Source organism: Enterococcus sp. GPZ-007 (assembly GCF_059374735.1).
The window spans coordinates 113034-139546 of record NZ_JCAFYN010000005.1 but is presented as its reverse complement, the minus strand read 5'-3'; the positions used below and the strand labels follow the sequence as shown (position 1 = coordinate 139546).

Below are 26513 nucleotides of genomic sequence, written 5' to 3'. Positions count from 1 at the left end.
AATTTTTTCTATTTTCTTTTTTTGAGATAAAAAAGAAAAAAATCCATCCTCCTTTTATTGTGCTATGCTTTTTTCAAAGGGAGGAATCAAGATGGAAATGATCAAAGAAACATCATTGCAAACAGAATTGGTAGATATTAGGCGACACCTGCACCAAAACCCAGAAGTTGGAATGGAACTGCCAGCAACGAAGGAATACGTCTGGCAAAAATTGGTTGAGTACGGATACGAACCGCAAGACTGTGGCAAGATGGGCATTACCTGTACGGTTGGCCAAGGAGAAAAGGTGTTTTTATTGCGCGGCGACATGGATGCGCTTCCACTTTCTGAAGATACCGATCTAGACTTTCGTTCAGAAAACGGGGCAATGCACGCCTGCGGCCATGACATGCACACGACAATGCTTTTAGGTGCTGCGAAAATCTTGAAAGAACGTGAAGCCGAACTGACAGGGATAGTAAAATTCCTTTTCCAACCAGGAGAAGAAATTTTACAAGGAGCAAAGGACTGTATTGATGCTGGAATCCTAGAGAATCCTAAGGTCGATGCGGGAGCGATGATCCATGTTTTTCCTTTCAAGGGCTTGCCGTTGAAGCATGTTTTTGTCGCACCCGCTGGAACATTTATGGCTAGTGCTGATTGGTACGAGATTAAGGTTGAAGGTGTAGGCAGTCATGGCTCGATGCCGGAAGTTTCGATCGACCCAATCAATGTTGCGACAAAGATTTACGATGCATTGCAAACGCTCTCTGCCCGCGAAATCAGCTCAGCGGAACGCTTTGTCTTAACGATCGGTGAGTTTGTAGGTGGAACACCTGGCTCATCAAATGTGATTCCAAATTCCGCCTACATGAAGGGGACACTTCGTACGTTGAAAGAGGAAGTCCGCCAGCAAATCAAAAAACGTATGGTAGAAATTTCAGAGTCGATCGGTCAGGCTTTCGGAGCGAAAGTGACGATTGATTTTACTAACGGCTGCTGCAGTAATGAAATTGATCAAACAGTGACTGAGACACTTAAAGGGGGATTAGAAAAAGCCTTTCCTGCGAATGTTCTTCAGGAAGCACCTTTACCCGTGCCGATGATGGGCAGCGAAGACTTTGGCGAAATCAGTCATCGAATTCCAACAACCACTATGCTAATAACTACTGCTGATACAGAATTGATGCTGCACAATCCGAAAATCGTTTTAGACGAATCTGTTTTAGAATTTGGCGCAAATGTTTATGTTGAAGCCGCACTATCCTATTTAGAAAGCGTCTAGCCTATGGGGAAGAGCAAGATTAATCGTTCACTAATCCTGATATTTCTGGGATATACCTGTGTTTATTTAGATAAGAATATCATTAGCTTATCAGTCATTCCGATTGCACAAGACCTGGGTATTAATGCAGGACAAAAGGGGCTGATTTTAAGTGCCTTCTTTCTTGGGTATACGCTATTTCAAATTCCGTTCGGTTTTTTAGGCAATCGTCTAGGCAGTCGTAAAATTATGACGTTCGCGATTTTGCTGATCGGTGTATTGATGATTTGTTTAGGCTTCGGTTTTTCACTTATGTATTTATTGCTGATTCGGTTTGCGGCAGGATCTTTTGCCCATGCAGGGTATCCTTCAGCAGTTAGCGCATTTGTGACAAAAGAAGTGGAGCCGGCAAAACGTGGCTCAGTCCAATCATCCATGATTGCTTCTTCGGGATTTGCTGGAATTGTTGGGCCATTGTTAGTGGCGCCTTTACTGACATTGGCAGGATGGAAAATGACGTATTTTATTTATGGTGGAATCGTGTTGTTGATTGGTTTTCTAATGATTCGAGGAATTCCAAAAACAAGCGGACAGCCAATCGTTTCGGCCAATCAAACGAACATTTCCTTCTTTGAAATAATCAAGGATCGAAATGTTTGGATCATGGTTTTAGCGGCATTTTTCATCAACGCAGCCGTTTACGGTATGACTGGCTGGATTGCCTCTTATTTAGTGGATGAATTCAGCTTGACGATGAATAAGATGGCCATGATGAGTGCTTTGATTGGATTTGTTATGATGATTAGTGCAATGTTCGCTGGTTCTATGATGGGACGTTACTTTAAGGATAGAGAGAAACAAGTTATCTTTTTTGCATCCGCACTGGGTGGGATCGTGGCCTTTTTATTATCAAAGAGTCATTCATTAGTTTTAAGTATGCTCTTCTTGGCGGTCGCGATCGCAGCAGCAAGTATTGGCTTCGCTACTTTGATGAGTCTGCCAGTCAAGATTTTTGCTGAACGAGAAGTGTCGACCAAGTATTCGATTATTAATGCGATTGGTGTTTCTGGCGGCTTCTTCGCGCCGATGATTATAGGTTGGCTGGTAAATACCAGCGGATCATACGGAGGGGCCTTCATCTTTATCGCTCTAGTTTTTGTATTAGCAGGGATTGTTTCACTGATTATTCAAACAAAAGAAAGCAAACAAGTAGTTGGAGAATTAGAACAACAAAAATAAATAAATCTTCTGTGAAATAGAGGCAGCCAACCGCATAAAAGGGTTGGCTGTTTTTAGTTTATTTTCTTTCAGGAAATTTGAACCCTTTTAAGGCAGTATTCAAGAATTGATTGAAGTCTTTCATCAATATAAATATATTTACAGCTTGCGCAACAAAATCATCCGACTCTAATATCTCCTGATCAGTCAACGAGTACTCCAAATACATACTCTTAAATTTTAAATAATCAGCGATAGGGGAATCCGCATATTGTTCATATCCACGAGGCATTCGCTTTAGTTGTGTTCCTAAAACCGAAAAGTGTTTTTTGAATGCCGGTTTCTGGATGATCGCCAGAAATTCCGACTCGTGTTTGATCAAAGCCTGACGAATAAGATCAGTCGCATCAGAAAACATATCGGCGAATAGTCCGCCTCCTAAAAAGGACTGGTCATTGGGCTTCAAGAAAATAAAGTAGCCTGTTGGAATTGGTAATTTTCCCTTTGGTCCAATGTGCGCGCGAAACACAGGATTGTAGGGAGATTTATCATGACTGAAACGCGTATCTCGATTAAGCTTGAATGTTAGATTTTTCGCAGGAAGAATCGGGCTGTCTTGGTCTTTTTCATGGAGTGCATGGGAAAAGTCATCTACCAACTGATTAAACTCTTGAACAACTGCCATTCGTTCTTCTTTCGTTTGATGAAACCACTCTTGATTATTGTTTTTCTCTAACGCTAATAAGTATTCAAAAATCTGATTATAAGCCATAGATGGAATCCTCCTTAATTAGTTCAGAAAGTTGCTTAGATTTTAGTAAGTCTTGCATAAAAATTTTTGCATCGAACGCAGACTGATAATGAGAAAGTGTATCAAACAGAAGAGTTTGATCATCTATAAACTCCATATTGTTTTTTTGGTGATAAATTTCTGCCAAGTTCAGTTCTCTCAAAGATGAATATTCCAAACTTGAGGGATTTAGCCGATGCTGTTTGATTGCGAAGGGTACACGTCTTCGACAATCACATTTACCGCCTGAATGGCCACAATAAATCGACAAAAATTTTCCCATTCTTTTTCGAGTACGGGACAGTTTTTGGCGAAAAGAATCCGGCGTCATTTGCAGAAGATCACTAGCTAACTTGCTATTCATTTTGAACATAGTGCCTAATATAAATACACAACGATCTTGCGGACTCAAGCATTGTAGCATGATGTTCGTACACGATAGCTTTAATTCCTCAGCCAATTCTTCCTCTTCAAAGTCAGTGAATGCCATATCACTTTCTGGAACTGGCTGTTCCAAATCCTTCTGCATCAGGTCAAATGTTAATTGTTCGCGAAACGATCGCTTTTTTTGATCATTAATTAAATGATTGACCCCGATTCGATATACCCATGTACTAAAACGGCTTTGCTGGTTGAAAGTAGAGAAGTTCGTGACGACTTTTAATAGAATTTCCTGGGTGGCATCCTCTGCGTCAAAAACATTCCCCAACATTCGCAACGATAAGTTAAAAATGCTGTCTTTTACATCATTAAGTAATTCCGATAAAGAATCCGCATCGCCAATCAATGCTGATTGGATGAGCAATGCTTCTCGATCTATTTCCATTTCTTTTTGCCTCCTTTACTTATTAGACAAACAAAGACGATAAGTGTGACATTTTTTCTTTTATTTATTATTGTGACAGATATTGTTGAAGCATACTAGAAGAAAAATCCAACCTAATATTGACGACTGATATATACTGTTATATACTGTTTACGAAGAGGTGGATTAAACATGAAAATTATTATTCAGCACTCATTGATGACGCCAATCTACGAACAGCTGGTAGAACAAATTAAAGGTGCGATCATTCAAGGGGATCTGCAGGAAAATGATCCATTGCCTTCCGTGCGATCTTTGGCCAAAGAATTGAAAATTAGCGCGTTGACGGTAAAAAAGTCATATGATGCATTGGATCAAGAAGGGATGATTACGACCGTTCATGGGAAAGGGAGCTTCGTTTGTGGAGTGAATCCATCCATGAAGCGGGAGGAACAGCTCAAAACGATCCAAGACGAACTTGAGGGGATTGTCACGAAAGCACACTTAGTCGGAATAAGCGATAAAGAGTTGATGGAACTGTTGGAGCTAATACTGGAGGGGTTATGATGCTTAAACTAAAAAATGTAAAAAAACAGTATAAAGATTTTGAATTAGATTGTTCCTTGTCACTTGAGAGTGGTCAAATTGTCGGGCTCGTTGGACGTAATGGGGCAGGAAAAAGTACGGCCTTTAAAATCGCTCTCGGTTTGATTAGTAGAGATGCCGGAATGACTGAGCTTTTCGGCAAACCGATCGATAAAATCACAGATAAGGATCGACAACGTATTGGGGCGTCATTAGGTGATGCTGGATTTTACGAAGCACTTTCTATAAAAGAAATCGTATCAATATTGCGAAATTTCTATCCAAAATTTGAGCAGGATTATTTTTTAGAGAAATGCGAAGAGTTTCAGCTTCCCTTGAATAAGCCGTTAAAAGAATTTTCCACCGGAATGAACGCGCGTCTGAGCTTATTGATCGCGATCAGCCACAATGCAGACCTTTTGATTTTGGACGAACCAACGGCTGGATTAGATGTTATCGCTCGAGGTGAAATTTTAAACCTTTTACAAGAATATCTTGAGAAAGATGAATCTCGCAGTATTTAGATCAGCTCACATATTTCGACAGATTTGGAGCAGCTTTGCGATTCCTTATACTTTATTGATCAAGGGAAGATCATTTTAAGTGAAGATACGGATATATTGTTAGACGAATACGGAATCCTAAAATTAACAGATGACCAATATTCTAAACTGGATAAAGCACATATCGCAAAAACATTGCCCGCTAGTTTCGGTTATCAATGCTTAACGAAGCAGCGCCAATTTTATCGTGAAAATTATCCTGAGGTGGCAGTTGAAAAAGCGAATATAGATGAAATTGTCTATCTGATGATGGGAGGGAATTAGAATGAGAGGATTATATGTTAAAGATCTCCATTTACTAGCAAAGCAAAAATTATTCTTTCTAGCAACGATCTTTTTGACGGTGATGAATGCTTATAATCTCCAAACATTGGTGCTGGTTCCACTATTTATGATATTTTTTGTATTGTCGATTATTTTTACCACTATTACACTTGATGAAATGAATCATGGCTTTACCTTTTTATTCACGATGCCCGTCTCACGAAAAAAATATGTGATTGAAAAATATTCCTTATGTTATATCAGTTCGATCGCAGCGATTTTACTTTCGGTTTTGGTCCTTATAATTATGAATACAATGCAGGGGAGAACCATTGATCTGAAAAATCTCTTGCTCGTTTTAGCTAGTGTTTTCATCGCTGGCTCCTTTTATATCAGTTTAATTCTGCCATTTTACTTTAAGTTTGGTGAAGGCAAAAGTCGAATGATCATTATGGTTGTAATGGCAATCATTTTCTTCTTCGTATTCTTGGGGAAAGGTTTGTTTGAGCGACTAGGAATTGATATCGTGGCACTTTTACATCGGATTTCTGAGATTCCGCTAGGGCTCCTTTTCACTGTTAGTACGATTGCAGCAATCATCGCTGGCGGGATATCTTTCTTTTTTTCATTTAAGTTTATAGAGAAGAAAGAGCTTTAAAAACTTTGATCAATCATCTTAACAGATGGTTGATTTTTTTGGTTGATGACCATGACGTCTTTTTATTTTACTAAGGATAAAGAAACGAATCAATTGACAAAAAATAGTACTCGCTCTATTATATGCTTGCGCACGCAATTAAATAGTTGTTTTGAATTTTTAACAACTTAAGGAGGCCGTTTATGGAGCAGTACACAGAAAGTAACTTGAAATGGTTAGCCAAAATAACCAGAGATTATCATAAAGAACTTGATCGAGAACTTGCGCCGCTGAAGCTGAACTCTTCAAATTATTACTTTATTGTAAAAATCCATGATTATGACGGGTTGGCACAGGAGAAGCTGATCACGCTAACTGGACTCAACGGCAGTAATGTTACGAGAACTACGCAAAAATTGATTGATTTAGGATTTGTGACCAAAGAAAAAAATGATCATGATCGCAGGGGGTTTCTGCTGGCGTTGACAGATGAAGGAAAAACCGTTTATACAAAAATCATCGAAAAGGTTGATCATGCGCAAGCTAAATTTCTCTCACTATTAACACCTGAGGAACAAGAAACATTTGAAGAATTGTTGGGAAAGTTATCCAACGCTGAATGAAAGGGCGATAAAGATGCAAACGAAACGTCACTTAGCAGAACAATTAACAACGATTCCTGAAAACTATAGCTTGGTTAGTGAAATGATTGAATCAAGAAATAATCAAGCGGTCACAATTGATCGCTATCAAATAGATGGGCATTTTACCTATAATGGCGCAAGAATCATCGAAGTAAGCGAAGAAGAAGCACTAGTAAGCTTCAAAAACTATTCTGAGGTGCCAGTAGGAAAATTATTATTGAAGGAACACGCAAAGGAAGTTGCGGAGGAAATATTTTATAAAACCAATCGAACATATGCCAAAGGCTTGTCCTTCATTCGAATTGAGCAGCAAAAACGTTCATTTATAGATGGGAATGGTACAGAACAAACATTTCCTGTTCAATGGATCAAATTTGCACATCGAAATGGCAGTTACAATTGGGTCACACTAGGCGGTGATGGTGCCGTTATTGAGATGGAGATCGATTCACGTTGGGACTATATGCGTGGACGTCGGAAAACTGAAATGTGGGATAATGATGATTGGGTCTTGGCTAGAGAAGGCAAAGGACCACAATTACCAAGTCCGCAGGCTTTAGCATAAAAAAGGGAGTCGAAAATAATGAATGAACTACAATATGAAAAAGATATTGAACGCTTAGGCAGCCTTAGAAATCGCTTGCATCAGCTGGAAGACTCCGATTATGTGACTGCTTATTACAAAGGTTATAGTTCTAGCGGCATGACATTAGATGAAATAAAAGATGCGATTGAAGAACTCACACAAGAAATTCGTGAGCTAGAAGATCAAATGGAAGATATGGAATGGTAGTACCAAAACGAATCATTTAGGAGATTATTCTCTTGAATGGTTCGTTTTTTAATCTCACAAAGCCTTAACCTCTGATAATAAATGACTCAACACTCTTTTCAACAGTTCCCTGATTTTGTTAAAGTGTTGAAAATCTCTATTACATTTCACAAGGAAGCGCAGAACTCCGCATCGCTTTTGATTGGCACGGGGATTGCTTAATAGATTGAAGGAAACACCTTTTTTTCGAAAATCTTTTTTTGAGATTGAAAAACAAGAATTGACTTTAGATCATTATTTTCTATTATAAAAAGAAGGAGGGAAGTATATGAAGGAAGAACTGTTACATTATTTAAAGAATCAAACGGCTTTTCTCGATTTAGATGATTTGAGTGACCTTTTTACTGCGTCAAAATTAGCGCAGATCTTTAAGGTTAAACGAAATACAGTCAGTCAATATTTGAATCAATTGACTGAAAATGGCGAGCTCGTAAAAATAAACTCACGTCCGGTCTATTATTTTCACAAAAACGCTTTTGAAAAACAATTCTTTGCATTGAGTACAAATAATTATGAAAGTGTTCAAACGATTTTATCTGAACAGCCGATGTTCGGTAAAGAGCAGGATTTCTTTTCTCTTTTAATCGGCCACGACAAAAGCTTGAATCGTGTGATCGAACAAATCAAAGCAGCGCTAAATTATCCTGATGGTGGCTTACCTGTATTGATCAACGGCGAAAGCGGTACCGGGAAAAGCTATTTAGTCAAGCTGATCCATCATTATTGTATTCAAAATGAATTGATAGCAGAGGATGCTCCATTTATTACTCTGAACTGTGCGCAATATGCCAATAACCCCGAGCTGCTGACAAGTAATCTTTTCGGCAGTGTGAAAGGCGCTTATACCGGAGCGGAATCAGATCGTAAAGGGGTGTTTGAGGCGGCTGATGGCGGTATTCTTTTTTTAGATGAAGTCCATCGTTTGAATGGTGAAGGACAGGAAAAATTATTTACTTATTTAGATCAAGGTGAAATTTATCGCGTGGGAGATACGAACCATCCCATTAAAGTTCAGACAAGATTATTTTTTGCAACAACAGAGGAGCTAACCAGCAATTTTCTAAATACCTTCATTCGGCGAATTCCGATCCAAGTAACGATTCCTTCATTACAGCAAAGAGCGAGGAATGAACGCTTGGAGCTGATCTACTCCTTCTTGATCAGTGAGCAGATGAAGATTAAGCGGGATCTAAGAGTCAGCGGGCAAACCCTTGAATTATTAGCAAATGGGAGTTTTAAGGGAAATATCGGCGAATTAAAAAATATTGTCAAAGTCATGGTAGCAAAGGCTTTTTCTGAAGCTATTCACGATCCACAGATCAAACTTACGATTCACCATCTTCCCGAGGCATTGCTTTCCATGAATCATCAAAATCTGCAAACTTCGCTGCCGGAAGAAGTATTGATCCATAGCGATTCAAGATTAGATCGTTTGATGTTGTCGAATACACAAAGTCAAAAACGTGTTGAGGATACATTCGCCAAAATGATTCTGGCTTATCAGGAATGCCAAAGTCAGTTAAGTGATTGTCACTCGAAGTTGAAAGAAATCGTGGATCAGCTGTTTGATTATTTGCTGTTTGAAACAGATCGTCAGCAAAAACATGAGATGTTGCTATATTTGACCCAATATATTCGTGAAACCTTCCGCCAAATGGAAAATGCCTACCAGATCAAATTTAATGGCAATAGTGTGTATGCTATCGGATATTATTTATTTCAACGAGGTTCTAGTCGCTGGCTGCCAGAAGACAATCAAATCATGGAACTCATTCGTCAGCTAGAAACACAAATTTCAGAGGCTTATCCAGCCAGTTACCATTATGTGCAAAGAATCCTTGAATTGTGCAAACCTAAAATCGATATCGAAATATCAGCGATGGACCGGATTGTTTTAACTTTATATTTGAAAAAAGCCGATTGGACGAAGGAACAAGGAATAGCGAAGGCTGTCATCGTAGCACACGGTTATGCAACGGCTAGCAGTATTGCCAATGTGGCAAACCGTTTTTTGGCAAACGATATTTTTGAATCCTTTGATATGCCTTTAGACGTGACGCCGCAGCAAATTGCTGAGGAAATTTTGGATTACAGTGAAAATAATGATATTTCCAACGGCTTAGTTATTTTAGTAGATATGGGCAGTCTCAAAGAAATTTATCAATATTTTCCTAAGCAGATCAATGTGCCGATTGTCATTATGAACAATGTGACAACACCGCTGGCCATTGCCGTTGGTGAAAATATTAAACATCAGAAAAGCTTAAATGAGATCGCAAGTATGGCTGCCACTGATGCGAGCTTTGATTGGGAAATAATTTACCCTGAAGAGAACCGCACCAAAGCATTGTTGACCACCTGTCAAACTGGAATCGGAACAGCCACTCAAATTTGTCACCTGTTAGAAAAAAGCCTTCCTGGGTCCTGTGAACTAAAGATTTTGCCATATGAATACCGAGTTTTGGAAGAAAAGAAACTAGATGAGACGGTATTCTCGATCTATGATGTCTTAGGGATTATCGGAACCGATGATCCTCAAATCGAGGCCATTCCATATCTTTCTTTGGAGGAACTAATTTCAGGCGATGAGCAGCAAGTGTTAAGTGAATGGCTCGATCAAGTCATGACTGAAGAGGCAAATCAGATTTTTAATACGAATGTCATCCGAAACTTCTCTCTGGAAAAAGTGATTGATTCTGTCACGATTCTTGATACTGACAAAGTTATGAGTGAGATTGATCTATTCATGCGTGACTTGGAATTAGCCGGGAGGATTCAGCTTTCTAATGCGAAAAAACTAGCGCTCTATGTCCATGTCAGCTGCTTGATCGAGCGTTTAATCCGAAATGTTCCGATTGAAACCTATGAGGGTTATGCTGATTTGTATCAGTGTCAAAAAGAACCGCTGGAAACGATCAAAAAAGCGTTTAGTGTCATTGAGCGAGATTATAGTGTCACAATCCCAGATTCTGAAATTGCCTATATCTTTGATATTGTTTATCGAAACGCGGATACCTCGATGAAAGATGAAGAATTTTAACAAAGCAGGCGGTGCGCCACTATAGTTGGCACACCGCTTGCTTTTTATTAAAGTGTAGAAGAGATTGAGAGGTGAAATGATTGGAAAGAAAACTAGTTCTAGCATCACATGGAAAATTAGCATCAGGAATAAAATCTTCACTGGAATTGATCTGTGGCGAAAATACTGAGATTGAAACGCTGGACTGTTATTTAGCTGAAGAGTTTGATTTGGAAAAAGCAGTAAATGAACTAATGACTCGTCATCGTGATCATGAATTAGTGGTGGTGACGGATTTACTTGGCGGCAGTGTAAATAATGAATTTTTAGCTCACATCCAAAGGGAGAATTTTTATTTGGTTGCTGGAATGAACCTGCCTTTTTTAATTGAGCTGACGATGCAGCTTCAAATAGCAGAATCATTATCAATGTTGATAGAGACATCATTGACAGCAGCGAAGCAAACGATTCAGTTTTGTAATCAATTAATCAGTACTGAGGTAGCAGAAGAAGAGTTTTAATCTATTAGGAAAATGGAGGGATGAAAAATGATTTTATTAACTAGAGTAGACCATCGTCTGCTTCATGGACAAGTCGCCTTTTCTTGGACACAAGGTTTAGGAGCAGATTGTATTTTGATCGCAAACGATGATGTACCGACAAACGAGATTCGCAAAACGACAATTAAATTGGCAAAACCGCAAGGCGTGAAACTGGTCATCAAGAATATTGAGGATTCGATTAAGGCGTTAGAAAGCGGTGTGACTGATAAGTACAAGCTGTTTATCGTCGTGGAATCAATTGCCGATGCGAAAAAATTGGCGCAGGCCTATCCTGAAATCAAAAAAATTAATTTAGGTGGAATCAAAGCTAAAGAAGGCACTCGCAGCATTGGCAAAGCGGTTAATGTTTTGCCGGAAGAAGAAGAAATGCTGAAGGAATTAGTCGCTAATCAAATCGAAGTGGAGATTCGTCAAGTGCCAACAGATAAGAAAGTAGCTGTTACTGAAGTCCTTTAAAAAAAGAAAGGTTGAAGAAATATGCTTGTTCAAGCACTTTTACTTGGGTTAGTCGCATTCATTGCTCAGTCTGAATACGCGTTAGGGACCTCCTTGTTGTCACGTCCGATTGTGACAGGATTGTTTACTGGGATTGTACTGGGAGATATAAAAGCCGGAATTATCATGGGGGCAACGCTAGAATTAGCATTTATTGGTTCCTTCTCGGTTGGAGCGGCGATTCCCCCGGATGTTGTTACTGGGGGTGTTCTGGGAACTGCTTTTGCGATTACTGCTGGAGCCGGAACGGAGACGGCGTTGCTATTAGGCTTGCCGATCGCAACACTTACGTTGATCTTGAAAAATATTTATCTTGGTATTTTGATCCCGATAATGAACCAAAAAGCGGATAAATATGCGGAAGACGGAAACTACAAAGGTGTTGAGCGGATGCACTTAACTGCTGGTTTTGGTTTGTCTCTGATGTTGGGGCTAGTCGTGATGATCTCATTCATGGTTGGGAGTAAAACGGTCGGCAACTTATTAGCTATGATTCCTGACTTTATTCAGCATGGCTTGTCAGTAGCAACTGGTCTGATTCCAGCATTAGGATTCGCAATGCTGGCTCGTTTATTGATCAACAAACAAGTCGCTCCGTACTTCTTCTTGGGCTTTGCTTTAGCTGCCTACCTAGAAATTCCGGTTACCGGGATTGCCATCTTCGGTGCAATCGTAGCGGTAGTTGTAGTCAATATTATGAACGTTCGGGGTGGACAGAACAACAGCGCGCAAACATCAACAGGGGAGGTAGTGGACGATGATGACTTCTAATGAAAAAAATGAACTGAAAATCACAAAGAAGGATTTAAATAAGGTCTTCTGGCGGTCTTTCCAAATGGAATTCTCATGGAACTATGAACGTCAAATGAACTTGGCTTACTGCTACGCGATGATTCCGATTCTGAAGAAACTTTATCGGACAAAGGAATCAATGGCTGGGGCTCTAAAACGTCATTTGGAATTCTTTAATACCACTCCTCATATTGTGACCTTGATTTTAGGAATCAATGCCGCAATGGAGGAAGAAAATGCCAATGATCCAAACTTTGATGTTTCCACGATTGATAATATCAAAACTTCATTGATGGGGCCGCTAGCCGGACTTGGCGATTCGTTTTTCTGGGGAACCTTACGTTTGATTGCTACGGGTGTCGGAACTTCGCTGGCTTTGCAGGGAAATATCTTAGGACCAATTCTTTTCGCAGTGATCTTTAATGTGCCGCATTTATTGTTCCGCTATTTCGGAACCTCTTGGGGCTATAAACTGGGAACCGGCTTCTTAAAGAAAATTCAGGAAAATGGCATGATGGGAAGCTTGACCTTAGGCGCTTCAATCATTGGTTTGATGGTAGTTGGCGGAATGACAGCCTCCATGATCGATATCAACATTCCTTTGAAAATCGGCAGCGGCGAAAATGCCGTGACGGTTCAAAGCATCTTTGATGATATCGTACCAAGAATTTTATCACTTGGAGCATTCGGAGCTGTTTTCTATCTGCTGAAGAAAGAAGTCAAAGCATTAACGATTTTGTTAGGCTTAGCGATTTTCGGCATCCTAGGCTCATGGATCGGTTTCTTTTAAGAATGGAGGGACAAAATGGCAACAATGACGATGCTTGATTATATTAATCAAGAGCAGGAAACATTGACGAAGATTTTGGATAACTACGATTTTTCATGGGACACACAATTGGCTGAAATGAATACTGTTACGATTTTAGCGACAGGTTCTTCCTATAATGCGTGTTTATCCGCCAAGCTGGCATTTGAAACACTTGCGGATGTCACAATTACGATTGAAGAGCCCTACAATTTTAAACATTATGGACGATTGATCAAAGGAACAGATACGATTATTGGGGTTTCTCAAAGTGGGAAAAGCGCGTCGACAATTGATGCCATGAAGGAATTAAGCGGCAGCGAAATCCAACGAATTGTGTTGACGAGTGATTTAGACAGCCCTATTGCTCAAGTCGTTGATAAGGTTATTGATTTGGATATGGGAATTGAAACGGTCGGTTTTGTAACCAAAGGCTTTTCAGCAACGGTCTTACAATTGTTTTTGCTGGCGATCAAAGTCGGTGTGTCAAAAAAACAAATTGATGAACAAAAGCTCCATGCCCTTAAGGAAGAATTAGCTGAAGGAATTTCTCGGATACCAAGTGTGATTGATAAGACCAACGCCTTTTTTGAAGAACATGCAAACCTCTTGAAGCTTGGGGCACGGTTTGCTGCATTAGGCTATGGTCCCAACTGGGGAACAGCAAGGGAATTTGAAACCAAGTTCACTGAAACGGTTCGCCGTCCTAGCTCAGGCTTTGAGTTAGAGGCTTATATGCATGGTCCTTATTTAGAAGCTAACTGGGAACACACGTTGTTCTTTATTGAAACACCAAGTGTGAATCAAAGCCGGTCGCAGGCACTTGCTGAATACATGAGAGGGTACGTCGGACAAGTTATAACTGTGACGACAGAGAAAAGTTCTGATCGTGATGTTCTAGGCTTAGATACAACCATTTCAGAACTATTTTCACCATTATTATTGATCATACCGTTCCAGTTACTTGCTTATCTTACAGCGAGCGCAAAAGGAATTGATTTAAGTCAACGAATTTTTGATGATTTTGATGATGTATTAAAAAGTAAAATATAAAAGTTGAGGAGTTTATGACATGTTGAAATTTAACGAACAGCAGCAGATTGATGATATCCAAGGGGCATTAGAGTTACGTCCGCAGGTAGAGAAAATCATTGATGAAGTTTGTGAGAAGGGCTATGACAATATTTTTTATCTGGGAATCGGCGGCACGTATGCTTCTGCTATGCAGGCGGTTACCTATATTAACGGTCGCAGTGATTTACCAGTCTATGTTCAACACGCAGCTGAATATTACACAACCGGGAATCGGCGGCTAACCAAAGATTCATTAGTCATCCTTTCTTCAGTAACCGGAACGACAGAAGAAGTCGTGAAAGCAGTGGATTTGATCAAAGAAGTGGGCGCAACCTTATTAGGTTTTATTGACACAGCAGGGACCAAACTGGCGGAAAGCTGTGATCACGTAATCACTTATCCAGCTCCCGGGACAGAACAAATCAAATTCTTCATGGTTGCGGATCGCTTGATGAATAAGAATGGAGATTTCCTTGATTACGAAGAGTATTATGAAGAATTGGAGCAACACTTAGCCAAAGGATTGGTTGAGGCAGAAAAACAAGCGGAAGATTTTGGCCGCGAGTTTGCTGAGAAGCATCGTCATGACGACATCCACTATTTCATTGGTGCAGGTAATCAGTGGGGAGCTGTCTATTCCTATGCGATGTGCTACTGGGAAGAGCAAAGCTGGCTGCGCTCTAAATCGATCCATGCAGCTGAATTTCTACATGGTACATTAGAAATTGTTGATGAAACCACGCCAGTAACGTTATTCTTAGGTGAAGATGAACAGCGACCATTAGCTGAACGGGTGAAAAATCTATTGCCCCGTATTTGCGGAAACTATACCTTTATCGATTCGAAAGATTATCCGATCGAAGGGATCAGTGAAAAAAATCGCGGGCGCGTGTTGCCGCATCTATTGATGCATTGTGTGACTCAACGAATCGATGCCCATGTTGAAAAATTAAATTGCCATCCATTAGATATTCGTCGCTACTATCGTCAGTTTGATTATTAAATTGTCTAATCCTTTTTGTGTGAAGCAGAGAGGATTTTTTATTTGAACCAAAATTCGTCAGAATAAGGAAGAAAAGCATCTACAATAAGACAAATCCAACAACACTATATATTGTGTTGTTTTTTTGTATATCATTAAATAGACACAAAATCTAGTCTTTACATCAGAAAAATTTAGGAGTACTATTATCAAGGATTTAAAAAGACAAGTGATTATTTTTGATAAGAAGGGATGGATGAAACGATGCTATTAATTGCTGGTACGATTGGTGCAGGGAAGAGCAGTTTGACAGATATGTTGTCGCAAGAAATGAATTCAAAGCCATTTTATGAAAACGTCGATGACAATGAAGTGCTGCCGTTGTTTTACTCAAATCCAGAAAAATATACGTTTCTGTTACAAATATTCTTTTTAAATAAACGCTTTTTGGCGATGAAGGATGCCTTAAAGCAAGCCGACAATGTTCTTGATCGTTCAATTTATGAAGACGGTTTGCTGTTTCATTTGAATGCTGACCTTGGGCGTGTAAGCCAGCAGGAAGTGCTGCAATATGACAATTTGCTGGATACGATGTTGAAGGAATTGGAGCATGCCGCTCCGAAGAAAAGACCGGATTTGTTGGTTCATATTAAGGTTTCTTTTGATGTAATGCTGGATCGGATTGAAAAACGTGGACGCGATTATGAACAAATCGCCGCCAACTCAGAGCTATATGACTACTATCGGATGGTCAATGAGCGATACGAGCAGTGGTATGACAGCTTTGATATTTGCCCGAAAATTCAGATCGACGGCGACCACTACGATTTTGTGGCTGATCCACAGGCCGCAGAAACAGTCATCGAACGAATCAAAGCCGAAACCAAGAAGTTGAACAAGCAGGAAATTGAAATACCTCGCTATTATTCAAACGGAAAGATTGAAAAAGGAATTTTTTAGTCTTTCCACTTTTTAAAATGATTAAAGAACGATCGTTTTCCAGAAGAATGGTATGCGTACGAGAATCTTTTGAATTTTTACGTCAGAAAAATTATTACATTATTACGAATAAGGAGCTCCACCATGTTAAATTATTTCAAATTTCTACTTCACCAGTTAAAAGGCTGGCCTCAACAAAATTACTATTTATTTTTCTTCAGTCTGGGCTGCCAGATAATGACCTTAGTCAATCAGCCGATCACACTGCTTACTGTAATCACGTTTATCGGAACGACTTTAGGTGTGTTATGTATTCTTTCCATTAATGCAGCGAAATCGGTCAACGGTATATTAGGAATCATTTCAGCCATCTGTTTTATTTATGTCGGTTACTCAGCGAAGAACTACTTGAGTATCGGCGAACAAATTGCTTATATGATCACATTAGATATCCCCGTATTATTAAGTAAAGAATGGAACCACAACATGGCCTCAAAAATCCGCAAGTTCACTGGTAAAACGTGGGTAACAGCGATCATCAGTACCATTTTTGTTTACTTTGTTTCCGGTTATCTGATTCAGCGATTTACCGATGATCCACGTCCTTGGATCGATGCGATTGCCTTTTCGATCAGTCTCAGTGCCGGAATCATCAGCTTCTTACGTTACAACAATCAATACTACTGGTGGCTAGCTTCAGGACTTGCACAAATGGTGCTGTGGTACATTTCATTCAGACATGGCTCGGCTAGTCTTGCAATGTTTGTTAACAGTTCGGTTTATTTGATCAATGATGTCCTAGCCTTCACCGTTTCTCCTTGGTACAACAAAAAGGAACGAGAGAGAATGCAACGGATGGAAGATGAGTATTATCATTTGAGTCACTAATAGTATAGAATCAAGACCTCGATGACTAGAAATTGTCATAGAGGTCTTTTTATTTAGCTAATATCCAATTAATCTCATCACTAATCCACGTTCCCGACTTCTTCAACTGATCAAAAGGAACCCAAGAGCTCTTCATAAAAATTTTTTCCGCCTGCCAATAGCCATCCTTCATTTGTTTCCTTCGCAAATAATCAATTGCCGCCTGACATTCGGCTCGATCGAGAAGCTTCTCAGATTTCAGTAAAGCTAACACTTCAATTACATTGGTGCGATAAGGATAAGGGTAGAAAAGAGTGATCAGGTCCTTATATAGGTACTCATCGCTATGCTGATGAAAAATAGCGCGATGATCCAAAATATAAGCTAGTCCTAGCTGCAATTTTTCCTGAAGTCCTGGAAGATCGCCATATTTTTTTGAATATTCCGAGAGCGCCTTAACTGATTTGACTAGCCCGTCATAGCAAGGTCCCTTGCCGACACACCCGCCAAAACGATGAAAAAGATCTTTACCTTGCCAGGTGGAAGTTTCGCCTTTATCAAATGGTAGGAAAGAGATAATCCAACGAACACCTTGTTCAGCCCATTCTTTTTTGTCAGCACGAATGAAAACCAATGTACAAATTGCGTTATGACAAGCTAGGACACCGTCTTGCTTACCAGTCAGCGAGTATCCCTGCTGAACATTTGTAAAGCTGTGAAGTGTATCAAGCATTTTTTGAACTTTTTCCAATCGCTCAAAAAAAGGGATTTCTGAAAGCTCCGCCAATAAAAATTCTAGCTTACGTAAACCTGTGAAGGTATCCGTACGATAATTCTCAGCTAAAATTTTTGTAATAATATCTGAATTTTCTAGGTTCCATTGAACATTTACGTTTTCGTCATTTGCTCTAATGGCTTGTTTTAGTTGCAGAGCAGCATCCAATTTGTCTTCTTTTACCATCCAAACACCCCATACATTTCATTCTTATTTTAGTTTAGCATCCGATTGGAATAGAGAATAGCTGATTTTCTCATAAAGTAAGATTATTCTTTGAAAATTTAATGAATTATGAGATTTACATTTAAGTTTCCGTTAAGGTAAAGATAGATAATAAATGAAATAAGAAGAGGATGGCTATGAAATATCTGTATCAGCAGCTGCTGGCTTTTTGGTTTTTAATTATTCTCACAATTATTTTTATCGGCGTGGCTTTTACCAATATAAATAGACGTACATTGGTTAACCAGAATTATAGTGAAATTGAAAGCTACATTGACTCTGTTCAAAGCATGTTAGATCTTTCTGAACCAGATTATCCTGAATCGTTTACATCGGATCCTTATAATGATCTAAGTCGGGAAGATCGCCTGATATATTCCTTATACAATGCTGAAAGAGTCTTGGCGAATCAAGGAATCAATTTTGTGATGATCAATAGTCAACAGCATATTATCTATCCAACTGAAAATTTAGAAATATCGAAATCACTGTTAAATAATTCAGAATGGGAAAAAATTAGAAATGGTGAACACATCTATAAAACAATTAAGTATGATTTCAATGGAAAGCCTAATCAAACTTCTTACGTTCTCTCTAATAGATATAGTTCAAGTAAGTTCGACGGAGTTTTGATTGCTTCAAAGTCTGCCCATGATCTGGAATACAGTCAAAAACTGATAACTGATAATCTGCTAAAAGGCTTTATTATCTCACTATTATTTGGGGGAGCCATCAGTTTCGGACTAGCAGCAAGGCAAGTGAAGAAAATCAATGACTTAAAACGTGCGGTAAATCAAATCGCCAATGGAAATTACGAAATAGCAATCGAAGAAAAGGATAATAAAGATGAGTTTCATGAGTTGGCGCATGATTTTAATAAAATGGCCGTTGCGCTACAGGATAACGAAAAGGAAATTATCCGACAAGAAGAGCTTCGCAAACAATTCATGGCGAATACTTCCCATGAAATGCGAACACCTTTGACAACGATCAAAGGATTATTGGAAGGACTCAGATATAACGCGATTCCAGAAGCACAAAAAGACAAAGCCGTTTTACTAATGCAAAATGAAACAGATCGCTTGATTCGCTTGGTAAAACAAAATCTAGATTACGAAAATATCCGTAGCCATCAAATCACCTTATCACTGACACATTTCGATGCGGTTGAGGCGATTAAAAATATCTTCACTCAACTAAACGAAAAAGCAACCTCAATGAATAATGAGTTGCATTTAGTAAATGATCACCCGATTGAAATATATGCTGATCATGATCGATTTATTCAAATCATGGTAAATGTCATTCAAAATGCGATCCAGTTCACCCAAAACGGGAAAGTAAAAGTGGCAGTGCAGGATACAGCTTCTGATACCATTGTGACTGTTGAAGATAATGGTATTGGAATGAGTGAAGAAGAACAAAAAAATATTTGGGATAGATACTACAAAGCTGATCCTTCTAGAAAAAACACAAAATTAAGTGAATCAGGATTAGGTCTTTCTATAGTCAAAGAACTAATACGCCTGCATGAAGGAACGATTGAAGTATCGAGTAAGATAAATGAAGGGACTTTATTTACGATTCGATTTCCCAAACGCGGCTAAATTTTACCAAACGAAATAATAAGCTATGGAAACGTCATCCTGTTTTTACGGATAAACTGCTTGAAGAACATGTTCATGGAAATAAGATATTATTGATAAGATAAATGATTAAATGGGGGGCTTTTGATGAAAATCACTATTCATAAAATTAATGAAGAACGGATGGAGGATTATCTCGCTTTTTTCGAAAAAGGAAACCAGTGCTTTTGTTGCAGCTGGACGAGTAATGAGTTCAATGGTGAAAATTTTGAGCGGATAGAGACGAGAAAAAACTATGCTGTTACCTCAATCAAAAACCGTAAGCTCATAGGCTATCTAGCCTATGAGCAAGGAAAAGTGATTGGCTGGTGCAACACGAATGAGAAAAATCAATGCGTCCAGTGTGAAGGCTGGCGCCAGATTCTAACTTCCGTTCACCAAGAGCCCTCACAGAAAGTTAAAAGTATCTTTTGCTTTTACGTTCATCCTGAATATCAAAAAATGGGTGTAGCATCTAAACTATTAGAGCGGATTATTATTGATGCACGAGAAGAGGGTTTCGACATTTTAGAAGCTTATCCAGACAAATCCTTTAATGAGCTTTATCAGGAATTTATGGGTCCGCAACAGCTCTATCACAACTTTGGTTTTGAAGCTCTATATGAAATTGATGAAAAAATAGTCGTAAGAAAATTGTTATAAAATCAGCTACAAAAAACTATGCAGATTCTGGAAGATTAAAGTTGAAGTCGAGCTTGTGCAACCATCAGATGGCATAAAACTAAAAGTTTTGGATACTTTCCATGGTATAGATCACAGGTTTAAGAATACGCTAAGTCATTGTATGCTGGACTATATATCACAACAAATCTAAAGCGATAATACTTAATTGAATGAAGAAGATGGTCTGATCAACAGGTCATCTTTTTTCGTATCTTTTTTAAGAAACAAGTTATTTTAATTGAAAAAAATTTTTGGTTGACAATATGTCTAAAAGACCTATAATAAGCAAGGCGATATATCTAAAAGACTTATGTATATTTTTGTCGGAAGGGAGGATATCATGTATGATTTACTGCTTTTAGGTTCTTTGATCACCAGTGATAAAACCGGTTATAAACTACAAAAAATCGTCGGTTCTGCTTTGCAGCCGATGAGAAAAGTGTCTAGTGGGGTGCTCTATCCTTCATTAGAACGGTTAGAAAAGGAAGGGCTCATCACTTCAACGGTCTATGAAGAAGGACGAAAGATGAAATTGTGGCATATTACTACAAAGGGCGTAGACCGCTTCATTGAATTGATGAAAGAAAAAATTCCTTCAGATGCAAAGCGAAATGATATGATTCATTTTAAATTACGGTCAATGGACAGCGTAACGCTCGATGAGCAATTAGAGATCTTAGCAGAATTCCAATCATTTATTGAAAAAGATCTGGCTTTCTATCAAAAAGCGCAAGATGAAATGGCGGAACATCAAGAGCGTTTTCCAGAAAATGCGGAACGTTTTCGCATTCTTGTAGAAGCATATGAGTTGGATATCCAAATCGCCCAAACAAAATTAACTTGGATCAAGAGACAAATCGCTGAGCGAAAATAACTTTTCGTTGAGTCGATTGCTATTTATAGATGGTAGGAGTGTTAACAGTTTATGAAAAATTCTTCAAAAAAATGGTTCTCATTGGTCGCGATGTCTTTAGGCGTCTTCATGGGACTTTTAGATGTAACAGTTGTCAATGTGGCATTGCCAACAATGCAAAAGGCCTTCAATGAACCCTTTACTCAATTGCAGTGGGTCTTGAATGCATATACTTTAGTTTTTGCGGTCACCTTACTGATCGTCTCAAAAATGGGCGATATGTATGGTCGTAAAAAGGTCTTTTTAGCTAGCTTAATCTTATTCGTTATTGCCTCAGTGGTGAATGGTTTTGCCCCATCATTACTAATTTTAGACATTGGGCGTGGTGTACAAGCAGTTGGCGGAGCAGGGATGATGTCCTTGTCAATGGCTCTGGTCGCCTCCAACTTTGATGGCAAGCAGCGAGGGTTGGCTTTAGGTATTTTAGGATCAGTCATCGGGTTGTCCTCCGCTTCAGGTCCGTTAGTCGGTGGGTTACTGGTAGATGCCTTTGGTTGGGAATCAATTTTCTTTATCAATTTACCAATCGGGATCATCGCTGTCCTGATGACGATACGTTTCGTAAATGAAACACCAAGTTATGGAAAAGACCAAAAAATCGACTTTATGGGAATGATTTTATCTGCGGCGGCTTTATTTAGCGGAATTTATGGCTTGATTCAAAAAGAAACGCATATCGGTGTAGCTTGGACCGATCCACGTGTGGGCGGCTGGCTGCTTTTAGCGGTAGTTTTCTTGGCATTGTTTATTTTTGTGGAAGGCAGAGTTCAAAACCCTATGATGAATTTGAAGATGTTTAAAAACATCAACTTTATCGGTTCTGTTTTGGTCGCCTTTGCTTTAGGCTCAGGAATATATGCCTTTAATACGTACTTGACTGTCCTAATGCAAAATTACATCGGGTGGTCCGCTTTTGATACAGGAATTCGTCAATTAGCGCTATCTGTTTGGTCATTGATTTTAGGTCCAGTTGTCGGAATTCTTGGAAATAAATTTTCGAAGAAATGGATGATCGTCGCTGGCCTATTAGTCAGCGGGGTTGGGTTCATTTTCTTGATTGGTCAATTATCACCAACCATGGGGTATGCCCAATTATGGCCAACGCTGGTCATGATCGGGATCGCAAACGGGATCGTCAATCCAGTATTGAACTCAGCTGGATTAGAGGGTGTAGCTCCACAAGAAATGGGGATGGCCTCTGGCTTACTGAATGTTTTCCGACAATTTGGTACTAGTTTTGGTGTAGTTATTTTAGGGTTGGTGGAAGCCAATCGTTATGCGGACGTGTTGAATCAACATTCGTCATCCTTGCAACTACCAGAAAAATTAACGACGAGCTTGATTAAAGCTGGACCATTTTCTGGTCATGAAATTGCCTTTTCAGATGCTTTGAGCAAAGCCCCTTTTGCCAACGAATTACAGAAGGTGGTAGTCGATGCCTTTGATAAAGGGCTAATTCAAATCTGTTACGTTGCTGGTACAATCGTTTTGATTGGTGCTGTCGGCGCGGCGATCTTTATGCGTGAAAGTAAGGAAGTAGTTGAACAAAACTAACGAATACTATTTTTTCTCGAAAATCTAAATGAGTACATGGGTCAATTTTTTAGCGTACTGAGATATTCTTATTTTTCTGATAAAATGCGGATTATAAAAACAGTAGTTAACAGATGATGGTGTTGAGAAAAGAAGGGAAAAACAGATGATTGATTTATTTATTAAGGATGTTGACGAGACGAATTGGCGTGAAATTGCGGCGTTATCTGTTTCAGAGGACCAGAATAACTTCATCGAAACCAACCAGCAGTCTTTGTTGGAAGCAGCTTATGATCGCTCATTTAACTGGCGACCACTGGCGCTGTATCACGATACGCGATTAGTCGGATTCTCTATGATTGGCGCCAAAAACGGGAGCGCAATGTGGCTGGATCGTTTAATGATTGATACCAACTTTCAAGGAGAAGGGTTGGGTACCTTATTTATTCCTTTGTTGATTGAGTTTATGAAGCAAGAGTATGCGGTCGAAAGGATCTATTTAAGTGTGCATGATGAGAATGAAAAAATCATCCCCTATTATCAGCGATTTGGGTTCCTCGATAGCCAGAAATATGATCCAGAAAACGGTGAAAGAATTATGTATCTAAATACTTAAAAAAATCGTGGTTGCCTTTTCATTTGTTTGTTGCTAGAATGTAAGGAAATTATGAAGAACTTTTAGCAAAATCGCCGGGTTTTGTTTTGAGTAGCAGTCTACCCCTTAGGCCATCGGAGGGTAGGATGCTATTTTTTTGTGGAGGGAATTCAGATGAACGAGATCAAAGGGTATGTAACACGGAGCGTTTTAAGCACATTGGGATTATCACTGTACATTTTAGCAGACACCTTTTTCATCGCAAATGGTGTAGGGGTGCTGGGCTTAGCGGCCTTGAATATCGCACTTCCACTGTTTAATTTATTGACAGGACTAGGATTATTGCTGGGGATGGGGGGGGCCACTCTTTTTACCCTCAAGGGGAGAAGGGGCGATTATTTCTCACAGCTGTTAATTGTCGGTGTCGCTATCGGGCTTTTCTTCACAATTATTGGTGTTTTTTTTAGTCATGATTTGGCACTGCTATTGGGTGCGAGCGGGGCGACGGTTGAACTGACTGTCATGTATATGCGCTTTATTCTAGTGATGGCGCCATTTTTTATTTTGAACAACCTATGTTTAGCGTTCATTCGCAACGATCAAAATCCGCAATTGGCGATGAAGGCGATGATTTGTTCAAGTCTTTTTAATATCGTGTTTGACTATATTTTCGTCTTCCCAATGAATCTAGGAATGGCTGGTGCTGCATTAGCAACTGTTTTGTCGCCAATACTGAGCCTGATGATTTTGAGTACCCATCGCAAGTTTTCGAAACGCCAACTTTCATTGACTTGGTCAATACCTGAACTGAGAACAATCACTAAAAGTGTCCAATTAGGTCTTTCGTCTTTTCTTGCTGAAATGAGCACTGGTGTTAGCATCTTGGTCTTCAATCAGGTGTTAATTGGCTTAGGAGGGGATATTGCCATCGCCGCATATGGTGTTTTGGCGAATATTTTAGTAGTAGCATTATCCCTATTTACCGGTGTCGCGCAGGGTATCCAACCATTGATCAGTCGTGCGGTAAACAAAGGAGATACGCCTACAGTCAAAAAAGTGTTGAACTTTGGTTTGAGAACTAGTTTTCTAATGGCGGTCGGCTTATATCTGCTTCTGTTTTTCTTAAAGTATCCAATCATCTCTGCCTTCAATCGTGAGAATGATCCAATACTGATTCAATTGGCTGCTGCCGGAATTCCGATATTCTTTCTATCATTGTTCGGATCTTCCTTTAACGTCGTTTTTAGTATCTTCTTTTCGGCTATTGGGCGGGCAAAGCAGGCCTTTGCGCTGGCGTTATTTCGTGGATACATCTTCTTAATTCCTTTAGTCATCGTTTTAGCTGGAATTTTTGGACTGACGGGAGCATGGGTGAGCTTGCCAGTAACTGAAGGGGCGACCTTGCTGTTTTCCTTTTTCTTTTTAAGACAGTATGATAAATCTAGTAAAAAAATGTTAGGAACGGATTCCGTTATCTAGCTATCAATAATAAAAAACCGATCGAACATTCACTTTCCTAATAAAAAGTAGAATGTTCGATCGGTTTATACTTATCAAGTTTTATCAATGATTCTTTACATGATAAAAGCTTATGAGAATAGTTGCATTAAGAATCCTGAAATAATCAGTACGATCGCACCACCTAAACGGTTGCCCATTTGAGCAAAGGCAATCAATTCCATGCGGTTTGCGGCAGATAACACGGCTACATTCCCAGTGCCACCCATTGAGTTGTTACATAGACCAGCAGTAATCGTTGATTCGATTGGATATAAACCAAATAGACGACCGACAAATCCAGAAACAAGAGAAATGACTACGACACTTGTCAAACACAGAACAACGAATTGCCACGTTAATGCTGAAGCTAGAACGTTCAAGTTCAATAGCGCAATACCAATACCGGCAAGAACTGCAGCAGTTAAGTTTTTAACAATCAAGTTGTTGAACATGATCGCAGCATCTTCATAGTACTCAGGTAAGATATTGGTAATTTTACAAATAACAACGATAATAATCATAAAAGCATAGGCATGAATTTTTGGAACAAAGAAGTTACAGATTTGTCCCAAAATGAAGAAGGTCAAGGCAACCATTAAACCAACACCAAGTTGAGCGATATCAGGTTTTACTTCGCGAGGTTTGCCATCGCCAAGATCGCCTTTTTCCATCAATTTGCCATTGCCGTTTAGTTTAGGCAATGATTGACCGGCACGAGCAACTAAAGCGGCGCCGATAATTGCTAAAACATTCGTCATGGCTGTCGCAGGGATCAAACGTGAAATGATCGATGATGCGTCAGTTCCTAGAACATGAGCATAAATAGTTGATAAAGGAACAGCTCCGGCACCAACACCACCAGCCATCGCAGGTAATGAGATGTATAGAACAGAGTTTGCAAAACCGTTACCGATCAGCATACCAATAAGTCCAACTGCGAAGAAAGAAACAACCATTGAAATAAGTGCTACAGGAATAAAGCGAACAGAAGCCTTCATCAATAATTTACGATTCATCCCCAGGATACTACCAGTGATCAAAGCCGCAATATAAAAGTCTAAGAAGCCCATGTTGCTGACAAAATTTTGTGTTGATTTTACAACTTCAGCAGGTAAGATGCCAAACGTGGCGATTGCCGCAGAAGCGAAGATCGCAAACACTGATCCGCCACCAAGATAGCTTTTAACGATTGGAATTTTATTGCCGATAAAATGGAATAAGTTCCCAAAGATTACTAGAATAGCGATTGGTCCGATCATATTTGTTGGCAGCTTGCCTAAAGCCATTGCCACGATCAGAACGACCACCATGATCAAATAGATTGGAAGGCTGACGCCAGTAATTTTTGTGGACCAGAAGCTGGTCTTTTTTTCTTCAACCGGCATCGCAGTTGTTGATTCTTTTTGTGCCATTTTTAAAAGATCCTTTCTTTAATAAAACATTGTTGAATCCATAAAAATGGGGAGTAGAGCAGCATCTACTCCCTCATTTCAGAGAGATGTTTCTATATAAACCCAAATCATATCAAGGGGGAAGGGATGAT

Annotated in this window: 28 protein-coding genes; 24 read left to right on the top strand and 4 right to left on the bottom strand. The window is 39.4% G+C overall.

All coding sequences use genetic code 11. The features are described 5' to 3' along the window. The first annotated feature begins 91 nt into the window (after positions 1 to 91). The gene (locus AC4J95_RS05000) at positions 92 to 1264 is read left to right on the top strand and encodes a M20 metallopeptidase family protein (protein WP_494548869.1); all 1173 of its coding nucleotides are present in this window, start codon (positions 92 to 94) and stop codon (positions 1262 to 1264) included. Between the two features lie 3 nt (positions 1265 to 1267). Further along, complete coding sequence (locus AC4J95_RS04995) at positions 1268 to 2482, top strand: MFS transporter (protein WP_494548868.1); 1215 nt, start codon at positions 1268 to 1270, stop codon at positions 2480 to 2482. Positions 2483 to 2540: 58 nt separating this feature from the next. On the opposite strand, the gene AC4J95_RS04990 is transcribed toward AC4J95_RS04995, so the two are convergent. Both AC4J95_RS04990 and AC4J95_RS04985 read right to left on the bottom strand, forming a co-directional pair. Beyond that, on the bottom strand, positions 2541 to 3233 hold the full coding sequence (locus tag AC4J95_RS04990) for a DUF2461 domain-containing protein (protein WP_494548867.1): 693 nt from the start codon (positions 3231 to 3233) through the stop codon (positions 2541 to 2543). Next, complete coding sequence (locus tag AC4J95_RS04985; RefSeq protein ID WP_494548866.1) at positions 3223 to 4077, bottom strand: RNA polymerase sigma factor; 855 nt, start codon at positions 4075 to 4077, stop codon at positions 3223 to 3225. Before AC4J95_RS04985 ends, AC4J95_RS04990 begins: the two co-directional genes overlap by 11 nt. A gap of 171 nt (positions 4078 to 4248) precedes the next feature. Between AC4J95_RS04985 and AC4J95_RS04980 the strand changes: the two genes are divergently transcribed. The 16 genes from AC4J95_RS04980 to pnuC all read left to right on the top strand — a co-directional run bounded on the left by AC4J95_RS04980 (position 4249) and on the right by pnuC (position 17141). Then, positions 4249 to 4623 carry a GntR family transcriptional regulator gene (locus AC4J95_RS04980; RefSeq protein WP_494548865.1) on the top strand — a complete coding sequence of 125 codons (375 nt, stop codon included), beginning with the start codon at positions 4249 to 4251 and terminating at the stop codon, positions 4621 to 4623. Beyond that, complete coding sequence (locus AC4J95_RS04975; RefSeq protein ID WP_494548864.1) at positions 4623 to 5165, top strand: ATP-binding cassette domain-containing protein; 543 nt, start codon at positions 4623 to 4625, stop codon at positions 5163 to 5165. Before AC4J95_RS04980 ends, AC4J95_RS04975 begins: the two co-directional genes overlap by 1 nt. Positions 5166 to 5261: 96 nt before the next feature. Next, a complete protein-coding gene (locus AC4J95_RS04970) occupies positions 5262 to 5468 on the top strand; it encodes a hypothetical protein (protein WP_494548863.1) in 207 nt (68 codons plus the stop codon). A gap of 1 nt (position 5469) precedes the next feature. Then, positions 5470 to 6126: an ABC-2 transporter permease gene (locus AC4J95_RS04965; RefSeq protein WP_494548862.1), complete on the top strand. Its 657-nt coding sequence runs from the start codon at positions 5470 to 5472 to the stop codon at positions 6124 to 6126. Between the two features lie 182 nt (positions 6127 to 6308). Beyond that, positions 6309 to 6728 carry a MarR family winged helix-turn-helix transcriptional regulator gene (locus tag AC4J95_RS04960; protein WP_494548861.1) on the top strand — a complete coding sequence of 140 codons (420 nt, stop codon included), beginning with the start codon at positions 6309 to 6311 and terminating at the stop codon, positions 6726 to 6728. 13 nt (positions 6729 to 6741) lie between these two features. Continuing rightward, positions 6742 to 7314, top strand: a complete 573-nt coding sequence (locus AC4J95_RS04955) for a hypothetical protein (protein ID WP_494548860.1) — start codon at positions 6742 to 6744, stop codon at positions 7312 to 7314. Positions 7315 to 7332: 18 nt separating this feature from the next. Then, a complete protein-coding gene (locus tag AC4J95_RS04950; RefSeq protein WP_494548859.1) occupies positions 7333 to 7542 on the top strand; it encodes a hypothetical protein in 210 nt (69 codons plus the stop codon). 307 nt (positions 7543 to 7849) lie between these two features. Further along, complete coding sequence (locus AC4J95_RS04945) at positions 7850 to 10621, top strand: sigma-54-dependent transcriptional regulator (RefSeq protein WP_494548858.1); 2772 nt, start codon at positions 7850 to 7852, stop codon at positions 10619 to 10621. 80 nt (positions 10622 to 10701) lie between these two features. After that, the gene (locus AC4J95_RS04940) at positions 10702 to 11121 is read left to right on the top strand and encodes a PTS sugar transporter subunit IIA (RefSeq protein ID WP_494548857.1); all 420 of its coding nucleotides are present in this window, start codon (positions 10702 to 10704) and stop codon (positions 11119 to 11121) included. Between the two features lie 27 nt (positions 11122 to 11148). Then, positions 11149 to 11619 (top strand): PTS sugar transporter subunit IIB, encoded by a 471-nt coding sequence (locus AC4J95_RS04935; RefSeq protein WP_494548856.1) that lies wholly within the window; start codon positions 11149 to 11151, stop codon positions 11617 to 11619. Between the two features lie 21 nt (positions 11620 to 11640). Continuing rightward, the gene (locus tag AC4J95_RS04930; RefSeq protein ID WP_494548855.1) at positions 11641 to 12429 is read left to right on the top strand and encodes a PTS mannose/fructose/sorbose/N-acetylgalactosamine transporter subunit IIC; all 789 of its coding nucleotides are present in this window, start codon (positions 11641 to 11643) and stop codon (positions 12427 to 12429) included. Then, on the top strand, positions 12416 to 13240 hold the full coding sequence (locus AC4J95_RS04925; protein WP_494548854.1) for a PTS system mannose/fructose/sorbose family transporter subunit IID: 825 nt from the start codon (positions 12416 to 12418) through the stop codon (positions 13238 to 13240). Before AC4J95_RS04930 ends, AC4J95_RS04925 begins: the two co-directional genes overlap by 14 nt. 15 nt (positions 13241 to 13255) lie before the next feature. Continuing rightward, complete coding sequence (locus AC4J95_RS04920) at positions 13256 to 14311, top strand: SIS domain-containing protein (protein ID WP_494548853.1); 1056 nt, start codon at positions 13256 to 13258, stop codon at positions 14309 to 14311. Between the two features lie 19 nt (positions 14312 to 14330). After that, entirely contained in the window at positions 14331 to 15335 is a 1005-nt protein-coding gene (locus AC4J95_RS04915; RefSeq protein WP_494548852.1) for an SIS domain-containing protein, read from the top strand. A gap of 231 nt (positions 15336 to 15566) precedes the next feature. Beyond that, complete coding sequence (locus tag AC4J95_RS04910) at positions 15567 to 16274, top strand: deoxynucleoside kinase (protein ID WP_494548851.1); 708 nt, start codon at positions 15567 to 15569, stop codon at positions 16272 to 16274. A gap of 123 nt (positions 16275 to 16397) precedes the next feature. Then, a complete protein-coding gene (gene pnuC, locus AC4J95_RS04905; protein WP_316401440.1) occupies positions 16398 to 17141 on the top strand; it encodes a nicotinamide riboside transporter PnuC in 744 nt (247 codons plus the stop codon). Positions 17142 to 17190: 49 nt separating this feature from the next. Here the strand turns inward: pnuC and AC4J95_RS04900 are convergent, their stop codons facing one another. After that, entirely contained in the window at positions 17191 to 18081 is an 891-nt protein-coding gene (locus AC4J95_RS04900) for a hypothetical protein (RefSeq protein ID WP_494548850.1), read from the bottom strand. Positions 18082 to 18257: 176 nt separating this feature from the next. Here AC4J95_RS04900 and AC4J95_RS04895 point away from each other — a divergent pair, with 176 nt between their 5' ends. The 6 genes from AC4J95_RS04895 to AC4J95_RS04870 all read left to right on the top strand — a co-directional run bounded on the left by AC4J95_RS04895 (position 18258) and on the right by AC4J95_RS04870 (position 24949). Further along, positions 18258 to 19727, top strand: coding sequence for an ATP-binding protein (locus AC4J95_RS04895; RefSeq protein ID WP_494548849.1), 1470 nt, complete (start codon positions 18258 to 18260; stop codon positions 19725 to 19727). 126 nt (positions 19728 to 19853) lie between these two features. Continuing rightward, entirely contained in the window at positions 19854 to 20408 is a 555-nt protein-coding gene (locus AC4J95_RS04890; protein ID WP_494548848.1) for a GNAT family N-acetyltransferase, read from the top strand. A 361-nt stretch (positions 20409 to 20769) separates the two neighbouring features. Beyond that, positions 20770 to 21303 carry a PadR family transcriptional regulator gene (locus AC4J95_RS04885; protein WP_494548847.1) on the top strand — a complete coding sequence of 178 codons (534 nt, stop codon included), beginning with the start codon at positions 20770 to 20772 and terminating at the stop codon, positions 21301 to 21303. 51 nt (positions 21304 to 21354) lie between these two features. Beyond that, positions 21355 to 22896 carry an MFS transporter gene (locus tag AC4J95_RS04880; protein ID WP_494548846.1) on the top strand — a complete coding sequence of 514 codons (1542 nt, stop codon included), beginning with the start codon at positions 21355 to 21357 and terminating at the stop codon, positions 22894 to 22896. 145 nt (positions 22897 to 23041) lie between these two features. Next, entirely contained in the window at positions 23042 to 23491 is a 450-nt protein-coding gene (locus tag AC4J95_RS04875) for a GNAT family N-acetyltransferase (protein ID WP_494548845.1), read from the top strand. A 153-nt stretch (positions 23492 to 23644) separates the two neighbouring features. Beyond that, positions 23645 to 24949, top strand: coding sequence for an MATE family efflux transporter (locus tag AC4J95_RS04870; protein ID WP_494548844.1), 1305 nt, complete (start codon positions 23645 to 23647; stop codon positions 24947 to 24949). A gap of 110 nt (positions 24950 to 25059) precedes the next feature. Here the strand turns inward: AC4J95_RS04870 and AC4J95_RS04865 are convergent, their stop codons facing one another. After that, a complete protein-coding gene (locus AC4J95_RS04865) occupies positions 25060 to 26382 on the bottom strand; it encodes a 2-hydroxycarboxylate transporter family protein (RefSeq protein ID WP_494548843.1) in 1323 nt (440 codons plus the stop codon). Between the last annotated feature and the right edge of the window lie 131 nt (positions 26383 to 26513).

Bases quoted from the DNA above. Each gene is read 5' to 3' on its own strand.
- AC4J95_RS04990 (WP_494548867.1), bottom strand. From the start codon at position 3,233: ATGGCTTATAATCAGATTTTTGAATACTTATTAGCGTTAGAGAAAAAC.
- AC4J95_RS04995 (WP_494548868.1), top strand. From the start codon at position 1,268: ATGGGGAAGAGCAAGATTAATCGTTCACTAATCCTGATATTTCTGGGA.
- AC4J95_RS04925 (WP_494548854.1), top strand. From the start codon at position 12,416: ATGATGACTTCTAATGAAAAAAATGAACTGAAAATCACAAAGAAGGAT.
- AC4J95_RS04985 (WP_494548866.1), bottom strand. From the start codon at position 4,077: ATGGAAATAGATCGAGAAGCATTGCTCATCCAATCAGCATTGATTGGC.
- AC4J95_RS04885 (WP_494548847.1), top strand. From the start codon at position 20,770: ATGTATGATTTACTGCTTTTAGGTTCTTTGATCACCAGTGATAAAACC.
- AC4J95_RS04910 (WP_494548851.1), top strand. From the start codon at position 15,567: ATGGATGAAACGATGCTATTAATTGCTGGTACGATTGGTGCAGGGAAG.
- AC4J95_RS04875 (WP_494548845.1), top strand. From the start codon at position 23,042: ATGATTGATTTATTTATTAAGGATGTTGACGAGACGAATTGGCGTGAA.
- AC4J95_RS04965 (WP_494548862.1), top strand. From the start codon at position 5,470: ATGAGAGGATTATATGTTAAAGATCTCCATTTACTAGCAAAGCAAAAA.
- AC4J95_RS04890 (WP_494548848.1), top strand. From the start codon at position 19,854: ATGAAAATCACTATTCATAAAATTAATGAAGAACGGATGGAGGATTAT.
- AC4J95_RS04980 (WP_494548865.1), top strand. From the start codon at position 4,249: ATGAAAATTATTATTCAGCACTCATTGATGACGCCAATCTACGAACAG.
- AC4J95_RS04960 (WP_494548861.1), top strand. From the start codon at position 6,309: ATGGAGCAGTACACAGAAAGTAACTTGAAATGGTTAGCCAAAATAACC.
- AC4J95_RS04935 (WP_494548856.1), top strand. From the start codon at position 11,149: ATGATTTTATTAACTAGAGTAGACCATCGTCTGCTTCATGGACAAGTC.
- AC4J95_RS04900 (WP_494548850.1), bottom strand. From the start codon at position 18,081: ATGGTAAAAGAAGACAAATTGGATGCTGCTCTGCAACTAAAACAAGCC.
- AC4J95_RS04880 (WP_494548846.1), top strand. From the start codon at position 21,355: ATGAAAAATTCTTCAAAAAAATGGTTCTCATTGGTCGCGATGTCTTTA.
- AC4J95_RS04915 (WP_494548852.1), top strand. From the start codon at position 14,331: ATGTTGAAATTTAACGAACAGCAGCAGATTGATGATATCCAAGGGGCA.
- AC4J95_RS05000 (WP_494548869.1), top strand. From the start codon at position 92: ATGGAAATGATCAAAGAAACATCATTGCAAACAGAATTGGTAGATATT.
- AC4J95_RS04920 (WP_494548853.1), top strand. From the start codon at position 13,256: ATGGCAACAATGACGATGCTTGATTATATTAATCAAGAGCAGGAAACA.
- AC4J95_RS04955 (WP_494548860.1), top strand. From the start codon at position 6,742: ATGCAAACGAAACGTCACTTAGCAGAACAATTAACAACGATTCCTGAA.
- AC4J95_RS04895 (WP_494548849.1), top strand. From the start codon at position 18,258: ATGAAATATCTGTATCAGCAGCTGCTGGCTTTTTGGTTTTTAATTATT.
- AC4J95_RS04975 (WP_494548864.1), top strand. From the start codon at position 4,623: ATGCTTAAACTAAAAAATGTAAAAAAACAGTATAAAGATTTTGAATTA.
- AC4J95_RS04950 (WP_494548859.1), top strand. From the start codon at position 7,333: ATGAATGAACTACAATATGAAAAAGATATTGAACGCTTAGGCAGCCTT.
- pnuC (WP_316401440.1), top strand. From the start codon at position 16,398: ATGTTAAATTATTTCAAATTTCTACTTCACCAGTTAAAAGGCTGGCCT.
- AC4J95_RS04945 (WP_494548858.1), top strand. From the start codon at position 7,850: ATGAAGGAAGAACTGTTACATTATTTAAAGAATCAAACGGCTTTTCTC.
- AC4J95_RS04930 (WP_494548855.1), top strand. From the start codon at position 11,641: ATGCTTGTTCAAGCACTTTTACTTGGGTTAGTCGCATTCATTGCTCAG.
- AC4J95_RS04870 (WP_494548844.1), top strand. From the start codon at position 23,645: ATGAACGAGATCAAAGGGTATGTAACACGGAGCGTTTTAAGCACATTG.
- AC4J95_RS04865 (WP_494548843.1), bottom strand. From the start codon at position 26,382: ATGGCACAAAAAGAATCAACAACTGCGATGCCGGTTGAAGAAAAAAAG.